The organism is Azospirillum sp. TSO5, from assembly GCF_003116065.1.
Classification (GTDB): Bacteria; Pseudomonadota; Alphaproteobacteria; order Azospirillales; family Azospirillaceae; genus Azospirillum.
In genome coordinates this window covers 1-16,976 of the sequence record NZ_LGQY01000057.1, presented here as the reverse complement: position 1 = coordinate 16,976, position 16,976 = coordinate 1, and the positions used below count along the sequence as shown (strand labels likewise).

16 protein-coding genes are annotated in these 16,976 nt (G+C 64.8%); 11 read left to right on the top strand and 5 right to left on the bottom strand.

Annotated elements, in window-relative coordinates:
- Nucleotides 1-33: 33 nt before the first annotated feature.
- Genes trbF through TSO5_RS15670 form a run of 4 tightly spaced genes read left to right on the top strand, consistent with a single transcriptional unit; the run spans nt 34 to nt 3,538 of the window.
- Nucleotides 34-732: a conjugal transfer protein TrbF gene (trbF, locus tag TSO5_RS15685; RefSeq protein WP_098735016.1), complete on the top strand. Its 699-nt coding sequence runs from the start codon at nt 34-36 to the stop codon at nt 730-732.
- A gap of 11 nt (nt 733-743) precedes the next feature.
- Nucleotides 744-1,703, top strand: coding sequence for a P-type conjugative transfer protein TrbG (gene trbG, locus TSO5_RS15680; protein ID WP_109152425.1), 960 nt, complete (start codon nt 744-746; stop codon nt 1,701-1,703).
- 3 nt (nt 1,704-1,706) lie between these two features.
- Nucleotides 1,707-2,156 carry a conjugal transfer protein TrbH gene (locus TSO5_RS15675; protein ID WP_098735018.1) on the top strand — a complete coding sequence of 150 codons (450 nt, stop codon included), beginning with the start codon at nt 1,707-1,709 and terminating at the stop codon, nt 2,154-2,156.
- Entirely contained in the window at nt 2,153-3,538 is a 1,386-nt protein-coding gene (locus TSO5_RS15670) for a TrbI/VirB10 family protein (protein WP_109152424.1), read from the top strand. Before TSO5_RS15675 ends, TSO5_RS15670 begins: the two co-directional genes overlap by 4 nt.
- Before the next feature lie 277 nt (nt 3,539-3,815).
- On the opposite strand, the gene TSO5_RS15665 is transcribed toward TSO5_RS15670, so the two are convergent.
- Nucleotides 3,816-4,892, bottom strand: a complete 1,077-nt coding sequence (locus TSO5_RS15665) for an IS5-like element ISAzs10 family transposase (protein ID WP_109152423.1) — start codon at nt 4,890-4,892, stop codon at nt 3,816-3,818.
- 375 nt (nt 4,893-5,267) lie between these two features.
- On the opposite strand from TSO5_RS15665, the gene TSO5_RS15660 reads away from it, so the two are divergent.
- The 7 genes from TSO5_RS15660 to TSO5_RS15630 all read left to right on the top strand — a co-directional run bounded on the left by TSO5_RS15660 (nt 5,268) and on the right by TSO5_RS15630 (nt 9,698).
- Nucleotides 5,268-6,197 carry a replication protein RepA gene (locus tag TSO5_RS15660; protein ID WP_098735020.1) on the top strand — a complete coding sequence of 310 codons (930 nt, stop codon included), beginning with the start codon at nt 5,268-5,270 and terminating at the stop codon, nt 6,195-6,197.
- Nucleotides 6,198-6,323: 126 nt separating this feature from the next.
- On the top strand, nt 6,324-6,971 hold the full coding sequence (locus TSO5_RS15655; RefSeq protein ID WP_098735021.1) for a ParA family protein: 648 nt from the start codon (nt 6,324-6,326) through the stop codon (nt 6,969-6,971).
- Complete coding sequence (locus tag TSO5_RS15650) at nt 6,964-7,644, top strand: DUF3102 domain-containing protein (RefSeq protein WP_098735022.1); 681 nt, start codon at nt 6,964-6,966, stop codon at nt 7,642-7,644. Before TSO5_RS15655 ends, TSO5_RS15650 begins: the two co-directional genes overlap by 8 nt.
- A 330-nt stretch (nt 7,645-7,974) precedes the next feature.
- Nucleotides 7,975-8,283, top strand: a complete 309-nt coding sequence (locus TSO5_RS15645) for a hypothetical protein (protein WP_146203742.1) — start codon at nt 7,975-7,977, stop codon at nt 8,281-8,283.
- A gap of 85 nt (nt 8,284-8,368) precedes the next feature.
- Complete coding sequence (locus TSO5_RS15640; protein WP_098735024.1) at nt 8,369-8,614, top strand: DUF4167 domain-containing protein; 246 nt, start codon at nt 8,369-8,371, stop codon at nt 8,612-8,614.
- Between the two features lie 13 nt (nt 8,615-8,627).
- Nucleotides 8,628-9,011 (top strand): hypothetical protein, encoded by a 384-nt coding sequence (locus TSO5_RS32225; protein WP_143273049.1) that lies wholly within the window; start codon nt 8,628-8,630, stop codon nt 9,009-9,011.
- A gap of 48 nt (nt 9,012-9,059) precedes the next feature.
- Nucleotides 9,060-9,698, top strand: coding sequence for a hypothetical protein (locus TSO5_RS15630; RefSeq protein ID WP_167421613.1), 639 nt, complete (start codon nt 9,060-9,062; stop codon nt 9,696-9,698).
- Between the two features lie 479 nt (nt 9,699-10,177).
- Here TSO5_RS15630 and TSO5_RS15625 read toward each other — a convergent pair whose 3' ends face one another.
- The 4 genes from TSO5_RS15625 to TSO5_RS15610 all read right to left on the bottom strand — a co-directional run.
- Nucleotides 10,178-13,558 (bottom strand): DEAD/DEAH box helicase, encoded by a 3,381-nt coding sequence (locus tag TSO5_RS15625; protein WP_247870784.1) that lies wholly within the window; start codon nt 13,556-13,558, stop codon nt 10,178-10,180.
- Between the two features lie 183 nt (nt 13,559-13,741).
- The gene (locus tag TSO5_RS15620) at nt 13,742-14,215 is read right to left on the bottom strand and encodes a hypothetical protein (RefSeq protein WP_109152422.1); all 474 of its coding nucleotides are present in this window, start codon (nt 14,213-14,215) and stop codon (nt 13,742-13,744) included.
- A gap of 107 nt (nt 14,216-14,322) precedes the next feature.
- Entirely contained in the window at nt 14,323-16,290 is a 1,968-nt protein-coding gene (locus TSO5_RS32955) for a hypothetical protein (RefSeq protein ID WP_199230913.1), read from the bottom strand.
- 113 nt (nt 16,291-16,403) lie between these two features.
- On the bottom strand, nt 16,404-16,976 hold a 573-nt coding region (locus TSO5_RS15610; RefSeq protein WP_109152421.1), incomplete at its 5' end, for an IS5 family transposase.

The window sequence follows — 16,976 nt, the reverse complement described above, 5'->3', positions numbered from 1 at the left end:
GGATGGAGTCCTTCGCTCTATAGGCAATCGACTATGAAGACCCGCGCCCTTCGCAAGCCGAAAGCTCCGGCAAAACCGCCGACCGAGACCCCCTACCTCTCGGCCCGGCGCGAGTGGAATGAGCGGTATGGTTCCTACATTGCCCGCGCCAATGCCTGGCGCCTGACGGCGCTGTCCAGCCTCGCCATCGCTGCCCTGGCGGTCGGGGGCGTGGTCTGGATCGGCAGCCAAAACCGCCTCGTCCCTTATGTCGTGGAAACCAACAAGCTCGGCGATGCGGTGGGGGTGCGGCGGGCCGATCAGATCTATGTGCCCAACGAGCGGGTCATCCGCTCCCAGCTCGCCCGCTGGGTCAGCAACATCCGCTCCGTCTATGTCGATGCCGCGGCGGAGCGGGCGCTGATCGACGAAGCCTTCGCCATGCTCAACAAGCGCGGCGCTGCCTATCCGCAAATCCTCGAACACTTCCGGTCCAACGATCCCTTCAAGCGCGCGGAAACCGAAACCGTGACCGTCGAGGTGCAATCGGTGCTGCCGATTAGTCAGGACACGTGGCGAATCGAATGGCGGGAAAGCGTGATGAACCGGGACGGCTCGGCCAAACAACCGCCGGTCTCCTGGCAGGCCACGGTGACGATCAGCATCGCCCCGCCAGCCACCGAACAGGCGATCCTCATGAACCCCATGGGGGTCTACGTGAACAGCTACTCCTGGTCCCAGCGGCTCATCTGACAGGTGCCCCCATGCTCAAGGAAACCTTCATCCTGACCGCCCTGGCGGTGACCGTCGCGGGACCGGCGCTTGCCCAACAGGTTCCGGCCATCCAGACGGCGCAGACGGAAGCGCCCGGCGCCACACCGCCGGCCGGCGATCCTCCGGCCGTCCTGACCCGCCGCACCGGCACCCCACCGCCGGTCAACCTGATGTCGGGCAAGGAGGCCGAATTGAACGCCAAGGAACAGCGCGGTATCGCGCTCTCCGGCGAGTGGCTCGGCGGCAAGGACCGCCCGGCGCGCGGGCAGGCTGGCCGCGTCACCTTCACCTACGGCTCCACCCTGCCCTCCGTCGTCTGCGCGCCTCTGCGGGTCTGCAACCTCGAACTCCAGCCGGGCGAGGTGGTCCAGCAGATCGACCTCGGCGACATTGCCCGTTGGAAGGCCACGCCGACCGTCTACGGAACCGGCGCTAACCAGACCAGCGTCATCGTCATCAAGGCGAGCGACAGCGGCCTGACCACCACTATGACCGTCGCCACCGACCGGCGGATGTATGTGGTCCAGCTCGTCAGCCGGACTAAGGACTGGATGCCGCTGGTATCCTTCGTCTATCCGGAGGACGTTCAGCAGGACTGGGACGCTTACCGGGCGGCGGTGAACCGGCGCCAGCAAGCCACCACCCTCTCCGATGGCCTCAATGCCGCCAACCTCGATTTCAATTTCGCGATTCGCGGCGACAGCCCATCCTGGCGGCCGGTGCGGGTCTACACAGACGGGCGCAAGACCTACATCCAGTTTCCCGGCGAGATGCGCTATGACGAGTCCCCCGCCCTGGTGGCGATCGGCGCGGATGACAAGGAACAGCTCGTCAACTACCGAGCCAGCGGCGACCGCTATGTGGTCGACAAGGTGCTGCGCCATGCAGCGCTGATTTCCGGTGTCGGCAGTGACCAGACCAAGGTCGAGATCCTGCGCGAAAGGAACTGAGCCATGCGGCACCCCCTGCATGCCGCGGCGATCGGCGCGATGCTGCTGCTCGGTGGCTGTGCCGGCGTCGGCCCGCGGTCCTCCTACGTCGAGGCGGTGACGCCGGCAGACGCCCCGGTGCTGGCGGCCGACATCGCCCGCTTCGTGGCGGAGCGCCTGCCGGCGGCGGCCACCACCATGGCGCTTGATGCGCCGGCCGGCGAGCTGGCCAGCGACAGCCTGACGCCGGTCCTGCGCGGCGAGTTGCGGCGGATCGGCTTCGGGGTGGCGGACGCCGGTCAAAAAGCACCAGGCGCCCACCCCTTGCGCTATCTGGTGACGCCGCTCGATGCCGGGGTGCTCGTGCGTCTCCAGGTCGACCGGACCACGGCCTCGCGCCTGTGGCTGCGCAACAGTGCCGGCACCCTCCAGGCCGGCTCCCCCTTCACCGTGCGGGAGGACGCCGCAGAATGACCGATCAGACGCAACAACCGGCTGATGGCCCCGACCGCTCGCCCGACTTCCTCGCTGGTCCGATCCTGCGCCAGACCGGTGGCCGGCGCCTGACCCGGGTGCCGATTTACATCCTGATTGGCATTTCCGCCCTCGTGGCCATCGCCATCGCCTACACGATGAATGAGCGAGCCAAGCGCCGGGCGGCCGGCGCCGGCAACAGCGAGGTGGTGGCGGCGCCGGAGCCGGTGGACGCCAAGCCGCTGTTCGGCGCGGCGCAGAATGCCGGCATCATCGAAGCGCGGCGGGCAACTCCGACCCCGACCACCCCGGCGGCGCCACCGATCACTCCCGCCACCATGCCGGGGGCCCCATCGGATCCGATGGGGCGGCCCTCCGGCGCCTACGGCGGGCGGACGCCGGAGGACGATGCCCGGATGCGGGCATGGCAGCAGTATGACGCCGAGGTGCGGCGGATCGAGGAGCAACGCCGGGCAGCCCTCAAGGCGGCTCTGGAAGCGCCGACCACCGTTCCCGGCAACCGCACCCAGCCCGGGCAGATGCAGCAGCCGGCCGCGGCCAGTCCGGGCGGCCCCAGCACCAACTCGCAAGCACTTGCCCAATTCGCCAACGGATTCGGCAGCTCAGGCACGAGCGGCGGCCTGGGCGCCGCCGGTGGCACTGGTGGCGGTGCCGGCTGCTATGGCAGCGGCCAAGGGCGCGGGGGCCAGGGCACCGGCCCGGATGCCAAGCACAACTTTCTCAATCAGCAGCCGGCGCGTGGCTCGCATTATCTCGCCGGCACCCGCGAGGCGGCACTGTCGCCCTATGAGGTGAAGGCCGGCGCCATCATCCCTGGTGTCATGGAAAGCGGCATCAACTCGGACCTGCCGGGCATCATCAAGGCGCGGGTGCGCGAGAACGTCTACGACACCGCCACCGGGCAATACCTGCTGATCCCCAAGGATTCCATGCTGATCGGCAGCTACGACAACGGGGTGGAGATGGGGCAGGAGCGGGTGCTGATCGCCTGGAACCGGATCATCTATCCCGACGCCTCGTCGCTGGATCTCGGCAGCATGCCCGGCGCCGATCAGGGTGGCTATGCCGGCTTCTCCGATCAGGTGAACAACCACTATGTCCGGACCTTCGGCAACGCCCTGCTGCTATCGATCTTCTCGGCCGGCGTCCAGCTCTCCCAGCCGCAGCAGCGCGGCGACACCCGCGGCGGTTACGACGCGCAGCAGATCATCGCCGGCAGCCTCGGCCAGCAGATGGGCCAACTCGGTGCGGAGTACGCCCGCAAAGGCCTGAACGTCGCTCCGACGCTGGAAATCCGTCCTGGCTACCGTTTCAACATCATGGTCAGCAAGGACATGGTCATGCAGCCCTGGCTACGGTAAGCCCAACAGTGCGACCCACAGCCTTGCTGGTAGATTCCACCCATGCGCCCGGACAAGTGAACCGAAGCTGGTAGATTCCACTGACATTGCCGTTGCCGTTCTGCTGGTAGAATCCACCGCCGGCTTAGCAGGACGCGGAAAAACGAACATATTTCGGTTTTTTGCCTCCGCTGAGGCTTGGAAATGGCGTTTCCGAAGCCCGTTTTTGTCGGAATAGAGCGCCTTTTTCGCGCTCCGAGACGCCCAGAGCCGCCGTTCGGGCGGACTCCGGGCGTGATTATGCCGCCGCCAGCAGCTTGGGCAGGCGGATCAGGTTGTAGGCGGTGGCGGTCAGCGTGAACATCCACCCGACACGGGCCGTGCCGCGATGCCGCGTTTTGCGCAAGCCGGCTCCCTTGATCCAGCCGAACACCTCCTCGATCCGTTTGCGGATTCTTAGGCTGACGGCGTAGCCGGGGTGGCGGGTGGTCCGACCGTCGATCGCCGAGCGGCGGTTGCTCGTGTTCCGGGCGACATGCGCAGCGGCGCCCAACTCGCGCATGTTCGCCACGAAATCCTTGGTGTCGTAAGCCTTGTCGGCGCCCACCGTGATGCGGTGGCGGCCGGGAATGGCCTCAACCATGGAAACCGCCGCCTCGCGTTCAGCCAGGCCAGTGGCCGCGGTGAGCCGGACATTCACCACCAGGGCGTTCCGGTTCTCCATCAGGGCGTGGCCCATGAAGGCCAGCTTCGCCGGCTGCCCGTTGCCCTTGCGGTACAGCCGCGCCTCGGGATCGCTGGTCGAGGCATGGGTCTCGTTGGACCGCTTCTCACCATGGAAGTCGCGGTCGCCGTTGCGCCCCGGCCCCGGCGGCTCGCCGCTGCCGTCCTTGGGCCGGAAACTCTTCACCGACGCCCAGGCTTCGATCAGCGTGCCGTCAACCGAGAAGTGCTCGTCCGACAGCAGCGCCTTGACCTTTGGCTGGCCCAGCACGGTGGCCAGGAACTTGGCCGCCACGTCACCGGCCAGCAGGCGCTCCCGGTTCTTGGTGAACACCGTCACGTCCCACACCGGGGCGTCCATCGACAAGCCGACGAACCAGCGGAACAGCAGGTTGTAGTCAAGCTGTTCCATCAGTTGGCGTTCCGAGCGCACCGAGTAGAAAGCCTGGAGCAGCAAAGCCCGCAGCAGCTTCTCCGGCGGGATCGATGGCCGCCCGATCTTGGAGTACAGCCCCTCGAACACCGGCGACATCACCTCCAGCGCCTCGTCCACGATGGCCCGGATCGGCCGCAACGGATGATCGGCCGGAACCCGCGCCTCGCAGCTTACGTAGCTGAAAAGACCCTCGCTGCGTTCGTCCGAGCCCCGCATCGTCTCCTCGCCGGTCGCATTCTTAACGACCGGAGAGAATCACGACCGCCCGCCCAGGCAAAGCCTTTTTCCGCGTCCTGTTAGGTACAAGAGCCAACCTCCGAGTCGCGTACGCTGGTAAATTCCACCACTCAAAAGTCCCCGATTCGGCCAATCACTCTGGTAGATTCCACTGGACATCTATCGCTCCGGCAGGCGGAAAAAGTTGTTCAGTGGAGTCTGGAAGCCAGTCGGGTGGAATTTACCAGCAGGCAGCCGAGTCGCTCAGTGGAATCTGCCAGACAAGCAAATAGGTTGAACCAAATAGCTCCAAATAGCCTGCGCTGGTAGATTCCACCGTTGACGATTTCTCAGCTCAATGAGGAAATAGGCCACATGAGGAACATTCATAAGCTGCTGATCGATCATGGCCTTGATGCCGCTCGTGAGCTTGTCGTCGACAAAGCCGAGCGGCGTCAGTTGGAGATTGCCGCTGCTGTTCTGGCAGAAGAAAGCGAGACCCTCGGCATTTGTCATGCCGGTTTTGCTCTGACTTCGCTACCTCACAAAGACATTATAGAGCCTTTCTGGCGCCGTGAGGGTCATCGAATTACCTTGATGGTCGAATCAGGCCGTGACCGTCAAGGCAATGTAGTAGGTATCCCATACGGTTCAAAAGCCCGAATGATCCTCATCTACCTTCAAACCCAGGCCGTCCGCACTCGATGCCGCGAAGTTGAACTCGGCGGATCTCTCAAGGGCTGGATGAAGAACATGGGAATGGCATCCATCGGCGGAGCCACCTATAAGATGGTTACCGAGCAGGCTCGTCGCATCTCCGCATGCCGCTTGACCTTCTTTACGGATCACGGCCACGCAGACCGGGTCGCCAAGGGTGCGTTTGTCGAAGAATACTTCGACTTGGCCGGTATGCTGAACGATGACAACCAGCCGACCCTGTGGCAAGACAAGGTAACCCTAAACGACGCCTTCTACCGCTCCTTGATCGACCATCCCGTACCAGTGAGCGAAACGGCGCTCCGAGAGATCGGCAACAAGTCCATGGCGATCGACATCTATGTCTGGCTCGCCTACCGCCTTCACAGTCTCAGCAAACCTACACCGGTTTCTTGGCCGGCGCTAATGGCTCAGTTCGGTGCTGGGTTCAACGCGATGCGCAATTTCAAGCCAGCCTTCACTGAGGCGCTTCGCATGGCATTGGCAGCCTACCCAGATGCCAAAGTGCAGGTGGAATCTACCAGCATCACCTTGTACCCAAGCGCACCGCCAATCGCTAAGTCTCGCGACAGGCTTGGGATTTTGTAGGCCGGCTGCGGCCTTTTCGCCACGCCACACCGTTAGGTGCCAGTCTGCAGCCAGAAAGCGTGCGCACTTTACACGGTCACTGCTATTCTCCGGCCAGCTTTATTGCTTGCGCCGACGGAGACCCCAATGAGCATCATCGTCTCGGCCTCCACAAAGGGAGGCCCAGGCAAGACTACGCTCGCGATGTGCCTTGCCAGCTACTGGCACGACGCCGGCGTTTCGGTGAAGTGTATAGACGCAGATCCCAACAAAAACCTTTCCCAGTGGCTCGGCCGGGCTGGACAGCCCTTCCCCTGTGCGGTCGTTGGCGACGACGATGTGGTGCAGGAAGCAGAGTCAGCCAGCGAAGCGTTCGACGTTGTCATTATCGATGTCGCCGGCAGCCAGGGGCAGGCGCTTGTCTACGCTGCCGGTGTGGCTGACCTAGTGCTAATTCCCACACGGCCAGACTTCAAGGACATTATGGAAGCGATCCGGACGCAGCAATTCGTCAAGAACGCCGAACAGATGATGCGCCGCCGGATCCCAGACTTCCGAACGCCTCACTTCGCTGTCCTGACACAAGTTAATCGTCGCGCCGTGGTGACGGAACACAGCCGCAGCCAACTCGAATCCCTCGGCCTGTCAGCGCTCGGTGCCGATCTTCCATCGCGCACCGCCTATAGTCAGTCTTCCTTCGCAGGCGCTTCGCCCCTGGCTGACCAACATATTCGCGCCGACGTGGAGGCCATGGCTGTAGAGATCACCCGGAAGCTGGAGGAAGCTCATGGTTGACCGGGAATCAAATGCACCAAATCCGGAGATTGGCGCCACGACTGTGTCAAAGCCGCGCGGCCGCCGGAACAAACTGCAGGCGATTTCAGCGACGGATGTTCAAACCGTTCTGCAACCTCTTGCCAAGACACTGCCGGCTACCCGGATGCCGGCGTCTGACGTGATCGAGGCCGATTACGCGACCCTGAGCACAGTAGACGAATATGCTTATGAGGTTGGCCGGCTGTGGGGGGAGGCTAGCCGCACCTTCGTCCAAGTTGGGCGACGCATCAACCAAGCGAAGGCGACCCTCGTCCATGGCGAGTTCATGGAGTTGGCTCAGCAGCGCCTCCCCTTTTCGATCGATATTGCCGAGCGGCTTATGGCGATCGCGAGGGCTGTCGATGATGGCATCTATCCGGAGACTGTCCTCCCGCCCAACTGGTCGGTTGCTCACGCGCTGGTCACATTGAAGGATGACGAGCGCCCGAAGGCGCTGGAGGAGGGACTCGTCCGACCCAACGTGACGCGCCGTGAGATTGCCGAATTTAAGAGAAGGCTTCGTAAGGGCGGTGGCGAGGTCGACGAGCGAGCGGCCGCACGCAGGGAACTCGCTCAGCTCCTGACCCGCATGGAACGTGATCGTAAGAGGCTGGCCGAACTGCAGGCATTGCTCGGACGCGAGCTATCGTGAAAGTCTAAACCGTGGTTTAGAAAATGCCGCCCGTCATGCTGTGACGGGCGGCTCACACCGTAAGGTTTCCAAGCCACGCCGGCTTTTTGAGGAACCATCCTCTCAATGTACGGACAGAGGCATCCCGTTCCCGCAGATCGACCGCGTTAACCAAACGGCCCAGTTAGGGGTGATGCACTGCAGCGCTTGCCCCACCTCTGCAGTGTGGATGAGTTGACCAACAGTCGGCGGAGTTCAGGCAGGTTAGTCCTACTCACACATTGAAAATGAAAGCGTTGACCGAAACGCTACTCTTCCGCAAAACTGGCTTGTCGACAGCATTCTGAGACTATGATGAGCGAGACTGAAACCGTCACTGCTGAAGTCATCGCAGTCCGAAAGGCACCTGTTGGTGGAAAGCTTCTGGCGTTGGTCGATGTTACTATTGCCATTCACGGCATCGAGTTCAAGGTCCGCGGGCTTCACGTCTCGCGGGAAATCATGGATGGCAATCACGCGACGTCCGTTACCTCACCGCTCCATCGGGACACCGACGGGCAGTGGAGCCCAACCATCACCTTCCCCGTGGAGCTTCATCAGCCGCTGACAGATATTGTGTTGGCGGCCTGCATCGACGCTGGTGTCTGCCGCGAAGCGTAAGATGGTCAATCCACGATGACAAAGGTTTGCTCTCAGGCCCCCCTTGAAGCGTTCATCCCATTCTCGAACAAACCCGAAAGGTTGTATGGCACCCCCCACCCCCCGAGGCGGCCATCCACCGCGACCGAGCTTCAGCAAGGCGCGGACTTCTGGCGCAGGCCCAGCCGGTGTTCGCCCAGCGCCGGCGCGCGTCGACGGCACAGCCCTTCAAAAGCAGACTCAATGGCTTGCTCGAGCAACCGATGCCGAGCGCAGCGGTGACAGCGTGGAGGCCGAACTCTGCCGTCAGTACGCCGAGCACTGGTTCCGCGTGTCACGAGGGCAGGACTAAGGGAGATGATGCCATGACCGACAGCGTCCTAAGCGCACAGGAGCGAGCCCTGATCCGCAACGAGTTCATGGTCCGCTTCGGCCAAGCGCCGCGGCTGGACGCCGGCATCCTGGTGAAGCGGTGGGCGACCGGTCCGAACAAGGGCAAACCAAAGCCTGGGGCTGTCATTCAAGGGATGCTTGATCGCGGTCTGCTGGAGCTGCGGGATGACGGGGCCCATTGGCTGCGGGCCCGGTTCACCACGGCCGGTCTTGCTGCTCTGCGGCAGATAGCTAAGGATCAGCGCGCCCTTCCTCCGGGCGAGTATTGCCATCTGCTTGAAGAGCTCGGCCTTGTCCAAGCGGCAGATCAAGACAACGCGTCACAAGGTGGTTCTGGCCCTGGGCTTCTCGCATGATACAGCCTGTTCTGACGGTGAATGCCCCCATGCGGCAAGGATGAGCGCATGTTCGTGGTGAGTGAGGAGGAGCGGGCTGCCATCCGTCAGGTGTTCGAGGCCGGCGGTGAGTGGGCTGCCGTGGCCGAGCTGCGCCGGCATTTTCCGCTTCAGCGCAACGAGGATGCCTTAGCGGCCGTCCGAGCAATCATGCAATGGCGATCAGAGCCTCCATTGCAGGTCCGCGGGCATAAACGGGAGGATGCCGGCTCGAAGCAGACGAGTGCCAGCATCGGGCCGATCGACACGGGGCACGACAACAGTTCGGTGTTCGAAACGACGGGGCGGAATGCCACCTTGCTCGACAGGAAGGATTGGACGCCAGCAACCTTTGAGGCGGTCGCGGCTGAGCATGGTGGCACCGGGGCCGTGATCACCATTGCGCTTGAAGGCGAGGTGTGCGGCGCCTTCGGCATTGACCAACGTGCGGCAGCAGATGACGTGATGGTGTGGGTGGTGACGCATCTGCCCACCGGGCAGCGGCTGCCCCGTGAATTCCTGACCCGCGCGGCGGCGATCGCCTGTGTCATCAGGCTGGAGGGGCTTGACTGCTGGAGCATGGTGGATGCTGCGGCGATGCAGAGGCATCCTGACACTGTGGTTGCGCAACGCGTCCTGATCGAAGCGCCCGGCAGCCGCGAGGGGTAGGACGGACCCCTATCCGCGTTTCGATAGTGGCTATGTCGAACGCTCCACGGAGCGTGCTGCGACCGCCCAGCATCAGAGAACAAGAGCCCACCCACCTTGGACTTTCTCTTCCTGCGCCATGGAAGCCTGCGGCGAGCAGAGCGGATGAAGGAGACCACCGTGTTGCAGCACGGTGCCGTCAGTCCAAGGTCGTCGTCTTCGGGCAGGCCGCGGTGTCTATCGGATACCGCGTCCAGCAGAGCGTAAGAGATGTCCGCCCGCGCCCGGATCATTACGCGCTCGACCACGCCGGAGAGCGGCTCGCGATCCTCCTCAGGGGAAGCGGATTGACGTGCGGCATGGGCACAAAAGGACGTCAGCTGCTCTCTGCCATTGCTGTTATGCCCCCTCCCACTGAGAACAATAACATCAAACTGGGCTGAGAGGGGACGGTCAAACCGGAGCGTGGTCTGGTGAGAGCCTCATCCGCCCGGCCGATGTCACCCATCGATGGGAGCCAGCAGGAAATCAAGGTCGTCTGCGGTGAGCAGATCCTCCGCCGTCTGCCCCTGCTCGTAGACCGCGTCGCACAGCCGGCGCTTGCGCTCTTGAAGCTGCACCATGCGCTCTTCCACCGTGCCACTGGTGACCAGCTTGTAGACGAAGACCGGCTTGTCCTGGCCGATGCGGTGGGCACGGTCGGTCGCTTGGTCTTCGACCGCCGGGTTCCACCACGGGTCATAGTGGATCACCGTGTCGGCGGCGGTTAGGTTCAGCCCGGTGCCGCCTGCCTTCAGGCTGATGAGGAACAGCGGCACCTCGCCTGCCTGGAACCGCCTGACCGGCGTCTCACGGTCCCTGGTGTCGCCGGTCAGTTCAACGAAAGGGATGGCGAGCCGGTCGAGTTCCGGCCGGATCAGGTCGAACATTGAGGTGAACTGCGAGAACAGCAGGATACGCCGGCCATCGGCAAGCAGCTCCGGCAGCATCTCCAGCAGTCGGACCAACTTGGCCGACGCAGCTCCCTTGGCCGCCCGCTTGCGCGCACTCTCCAGTTTCACCAGCCGCGGATCGCAGCAGACCTGCCGCAGTTTCAACAGCGCATCTAGGATGGTGATGCGGCTGCGCGCCAGCCCCCTGCGCGCCACCTCGTCGCGCACGCGCTGATCCATCGTCAGGCGGATGGTCTCGTAGAGGTCGCGCTGGCCGCTGTCGGGCTCCACCGCCTCCATAATCTCCGTCTTGGGCGGCAGCTCCGTCGCGACTTCCTCTTTCGTGCGACGCAACAGGAAGGGGCGAACGCGGCGAGCCAGCACGCGTTGGCGCTCGGCGTCGCTATGCTTTTCGATGGGGGTGCGGAAGGTGCGGCGGTAGCCGGTGCGGTCACCGAACAGCGACGGCACGCTGACCGCGAACAGCGCCCACAGCTCGTCCAATGTGTTCTCCACCGGGGTGCCGGTCAGACACAGGCGCTGGCGCGCCTGCAGAGCTTGTGCCGCCTTGCTTGCTTGGCCGGTGGGGTTCTTGAGACACTGTGCTTCGTCGAAGATCGCCAGATGCCAAGCTTGGGCCGTCAGGACGTCGCGATCGCGCGGCAGCAGCGCATAGGAGGTCACCACCAGATCGAACTCGGCCAGCGAACCCTGCGCCGCCTTGCGCCGGGGACCATGCAGAACCAGCGTGCGCAGGCCGGGAGAGAAACGCTGCACCTCCGCCCGCCAGTTGCCAAGCACGCTGGTCGGGGCGATCAGCAGGCTCGGGCGGTCAAGCCGGCCGGCCTCCTTTTCTGCCAGCAGGTGGGCCAGCGCCTGCACGGTCTTCCCCAGCCCCATGTCGTCGGCCAGGATGCCGCCGAAGCCGTGGGTGCTCAGAAACTGCAACCAATCAAGCCCAATCTGCTGGTAAGGGCGCAAGGTGGCGCGCAGCCCCTGCGGCGGGGCCACCGCCGGAACGCCTCCCGCCTTGCGCAGGGCCTTGGCCATGCTACGCACGGCATCAGCGCCGAGCAGTGGGATGCCGGCAGCCGATGCGGCTTCTTCCAGCGCCGAGAGGTCGCCCAGATGGGAGCGGCCGATCCGCAGTTGCCCACCGCCCGGCTGAAGGCCGAACAGTTCCATCAGCACGCCGATCATCGGCGCCACCCGCTCCACCTCCAGCGGGAGGTAGCGGGTGGAGCCGATCCGCACGAACATTGTTCCGGAAGGCGCCAGCTGCTCCAGCACTGCCTCCAGTCCCGGCGACAGCCTGCCTGCCCTACCGGCGGTGTTCTCCTCATCGACGAAGAAGTCATCCTCAAACATGCCGTCGTCGAGCAGGTCCGGACCAATCCGGGCGAGCGCATCGATGACCTCGCGCAGCACCGGCAGCAGGTCGATGCGCTCACCGCCAATGTCGACGCCGAGCGACAGGCCGAACCAGTCGATCCCGGAGCCGTCCTCGACCTCGAAGGCCCAATCCTTCGGCGCCTCCAGAACCTCGAAGGGGAAATCGGGAGCGATCTCGACGCTCCAGCCGGAGGCCCGCAGTCCGGGGAGCCCTGAATGGCAGAAGTTCAACCAGATCGAGCGCACATCAAGGTCGTCGCCGGGGGCGGCGAACAGCTCCTCACGGACCGGCGAGACGCCACCGACGCTGAGCGGCAGTGGCGGGACGGCGAGGCCAGCCTCCTCCAGCCGCTTGATCGCCTTCCTCTCCTCTTTTGGCTGAGGTTCGGCGGTGACGAGGACACCGTCCTCCATCCATTGCAGCGGCGGCCCTCGCCGTTTCCAATGCAGGCGGGTGCCGGCATAGTCGAAGTGCAGGTCGGCGACCGGGAGTTCGGGCATTTCCGTCATCCCATAGGCTGACGGGTACAAGGAAGACATTCCCGCCAGTCGGGCCACGCCCAGCCGCAAGACCGGCCGCGGCACAATACGGCGGTGTTCGGTCCGTGTCGGGGCGTCCGGCAGCACCGGCAGCCGGTCGCCGAGCCGTTCCGCCTCGGCCCGGAAGGCGGCCACCTCGCCCGGCGGCAGCGGCGGGGCCGTCAGCAGGGTGACGGCGATCTGCGGGGACACCGTTGTGGCGTCGACAGGGCCGCAGGTGGCGTTTGTGGGATCGACATAGAGCAGCGGCACCGTCGGCAGCACGATCGCTGGCGCCATGTCGGTGGAGTGCGGCTGAAGCGCGATGGTGAAACGTTGACGGCCGGCGCCATCGGCCTCCCAACGTGGCGTCCCGATCAGCGGCGGGCCTGAGTGCAGCGGACTGCCGGTGCGGAAGTCCCGCCAATACAGCCGGCCGGTGCGCAGCATGCGCTCGATCAACCAGGGTGCCATATCGGCCGGCAGCAGGAAGCCGTACGAACCGGCCTGTGCGTTGCGCGACACGGCATTCAGCAGCGCGTGATCGGCCGGGGTGACGAACTTCGCCGAACTCAGGGTACCAAACTGATAGGCGTCATACGCCTTGTCGTCGTTGGCGAACTGGCCGTCTTTGCGCAGGGTGGCGGAGATGACACGGAGCAACAGCGTCCGCTCGCCGGAGGGGGTGTCATCCAAGCACAGGACATAGAGCAGCCGCTTGCGGACGGTGTCGGCATACTGCTCTGCGGTTTCACGGAGCGCCGCCGCATTGAGCCGCGCCAGCAGGTCCCTCACCGGAAAGGAGAGGCCGGGTTCCGCGGGAGCCATCTGTTCTCGATTGGCAGCCGTCGCCGGTGCCGGCAATGATGGGCTGGACAGACCGGAGAATGGCTGTTCAGACCGCCGGCCGGTCGCGGAGGTGCTGGCGGCGCGTTCTATCCAGGCCAGCAGCGCTGCGGCGACATGCTTGCAATTGTACCCCACCGGACAGTCGCACTCGCCTTCAACCTGCCGCAGCGCGCCATTGACGATCTTCACCGTTATGTCCTGGGCGTAAAGCGCGCGACCCGAGCCCCTGACAGTCGACAACACGCTCCAGCTATCTCCCCGCCGCTGCTGCACCTCAATGGTCTGAACGCGGCCATCTGCCCAATATTGCCGCCCCCGTTCAAGCGAGCCAGCATCGACAAAGCGGCGAAGGTCGGAGGGGGCAAACACGCGCTATGTCTCCTCGCACGTGTCCAGATGTGGTTGGAACGGGCGACCTGCAATGACAGAAGGTGGCGCATTATCCGCAGCTGACTCCTCGGTCGCAAGCGGCGTCAGCGCAGTAGGTGACACTCCCAAATGTGGTTGGGGCCGGGGCAGCGCATAAACGGCACAGGATTGATGGAGGGCCGAATGCGTGGACACCGCGTATACTATCATGCTCCTCAGGGAGGATATGGTGAGGGACGTTGGTGCAAAAGTGCCCGGCTCGTAGCGGAGGGCGAACTTCAGGTCCATCTCCGGCGTATCGCCGTAATCGTAGGACGCCAGATAGCGCTCGATGGTGCGGTGCGCCTCGACGACCTGCCGCCGCTGGCCGCTGCCGACGATGGAGATGACGCTCGGCTTGGGCACCGGCAGGTCGAAGCGGGCGACGAGACCCATGAGGCCGGTGTAGCGCTCGCCTTCGCGCAAGTTGTCTGCCATGTTGGAGTCCTGGGATCGCAAAAGGCTTCGCGGCCGGCCGGCCGCCTGCGGAAATCTTCACGATCCTGCAAAAAACTTCAAGAATCGGCTGTCGTCCTCGAAAACCTTCACGCCGGGTCCGAGCCTCCCGTCGATAGGCGCATCGCCGAACTCGCCCGTGTGCGCCGGGAACGGCTGGTTCTGGGCTTCGGGTGGCAGTCCTTCCGTCCGCTGTCACTGGTCGGCGGCGCCGCGTCGATCACCACCACCGACAGCAACTCGCGCGCACTGGCTGTCAGCCGGTTCACGAGCGCCGTCTTCAACTCCCCCGCCGATGCCGGTGGCGCTGAGCCGTCGCGCGAAGACGTGAGGTCGACCGTGGGGCCGAACCAGAACACAAGATAGACGCCACGTCCGCCCGCCAGCGGATCGGCCGTGTAGAGCCGCTGCAACTGCCCTTCCGCCGCCGTCCACAGCGCATCGTGCATCTGCAGTTTGATCTCGATGGGCAGCACGAGGGTGCCGGCGGTCACGTCGATGTCGGCGCGCTTGCTCCCGGCGTAGTGGCCCTCCGGTTTCGCCACCGCGCCGTGGCGGAGGAGGCGGGGTTTCAGCAGGCCGAGCAGGGCGTTGCGGCAGATGTTCTCCGCCTTGGGTCTGACATGCTTCTCCACCTCGGTGTTCCAAAAGATCTTCCAGCCGTCGCCGGAGCCGGTGCGGATTTCCCCGGCGATGTCCTCCAGATGCTGGACGATGAGCGCCTGCAAGTCCGCCGCGTTGGCCGGCGCCCCGCCGTCGAGCGCCGCCACCACCTGCGCGACGCCGGCGTGTTGGAACAAGGCTTCGCGGCGGACCCGCAGCTGCCGTGCCGCGGCATGGGCGAAAGCGTCATGCCAGGAGGGCTGCCGGGGATCGTCGCGCCAAGCAGCAAGGACATCGGCCGCGTCCGTTGAGGGATCGGCGGCGAGATGGTCGATGCAGGCGCGGATGAGGCGTGCGAACTCGGACACTCCGCGAACCCGGCGCCCGTTCTCGACGCTGTCCGCAGCGTCCTCGAAACGTGGGGCCAGCGACCGGATCAGCACCATGGCCTGCCGGGTGGAAAAGCTCCACCCCTCGGCGCGGCCACCCAGGGCCAACAGCAGGATAGGGGCGATGACGTCCCAGCTCATGTCCTCCCACCGGGACAGCCGGTCTTCGAAATCGGCGGCGAAGCGGTCCGGTGCGAGATGGAAGGCCAGGGCGCTCCACAGCAGGAGCCGCTCGTCGCCCGGATCGTCGCCGGCAAGCCGGTGAGCAGCGAGGTCCAGCAGGGCTTCGCGGTCGCCATGCCACAGGGCGGCGTTCATCAAGCCGTCCACCGCCCGGATCGGCGCTCTCGGGAAATCCCACAGCAAGGTGATCGCCATGCCGCCGGCGACATGTCCAAGGGTCTCCTGCCCCTTCAGTCCGAACAGCCCAGGGGGACACTGCAAACTCCGCTCGAGGCAGACGCGCCAGAACGCCTCGAGAGTTCGCGAAGCCAACTCGGCGCGCTCGGCCAGAATCCACTGCATCCACGGGTCAGAGGTCTGATCCTCGATCACGGCACCGCACAGAGCCGCTTCCAAGGTGCGATCCGACAGACCCAGAACGGCTTCTTTTCCCTCCGCCGCCCACATCTCCATGCCGACCAGGAGCGGGAGTACCGCAAAGTGATGGCGATCTGTCACGGTCGTGTCGGCAAGCTCGGGCGGGCTCGGCAGATCGTCACGGGTCAGAATGGTCCGGAAGCCGGCCATGATCGCATCGGCCGCGTCATCTCCGACATCCTCGGCGATGCGCGTGCGGAAGGCGTTCAGCTTTTCGCCCCCCAGCCCGGTGAATGACCCGAACCCCGCTGCCCAGTCGAGCCTGTCGAAAGCGGCTCCGATCCGGATTTCTTCGAGATGCGGGGCCAGTTCGGCAGCGCCCTCAGCCTGATGAAGCTGACTGGCGTCGCGCAAGCGGCGGGAGAGCGCGATATGCTGGTGATGCTGCTCAGGCACACGCGTCGTAAGGGCCGCGGCAAGGTCCGGCCGGTCTTCGACAAGCGCCGAAAGCTCGTCGAGCGTCACCTCACAACCATCACCGACGCGACCACCGGCCACACGAACGGCCAAGTCGAGCAAGAACCGGCGTGTTGCAGCGAGGTGAGCTGAGCAAGAGATTGCCCGAGCCCCGTTGATAATCAGACGACGCGGACCGAGTTCGGGCGTCCAAGGTCGAGCATGCGGTTGAGGACCGCGACGCCGATGGCCACCTCGGTGGCCTGCGCCGCGTCACAGTGGAAGCGCAGCGCCTCGCCAAGGACACCCTTCCAGCGCGCCATTTGGCTTTCCACGCCCGCCCGCTTGTTGTAGCCGCTAGCCCACTGCCACGCCATTCGGCCCTGCTGCGCGATTATCTGGATGTGGCGGTCACGCTGGCTGGGCACGGTCTGGGCGGTGTCGCCGAGCACGGCATCGCTGCGCGGTGGTGCCACCACGGCCGCCTCGGGATGGCGCTCGTGCACGGCCGCGTAGACGCCGCTCCGGTCATACGCGCCGTCCCCGGTCAGCGAGGCCACCGGTCTGGCGATCTGATCGAGCAAGGGGCCGACTTGCGAGGCGTCATCGACGCCGCGGTCGGTCAGCGTGGCGGCGACAATCCGGCCGCTGCCCGCGTCCATGCCGATGTGCAAGGCGTGCCAGGAGCGCCGCTTCTTGGTACCATGCTTCTCGATCAGCCATTCGCCCGGCCCACACAGCTTCAGCCCGGTGCT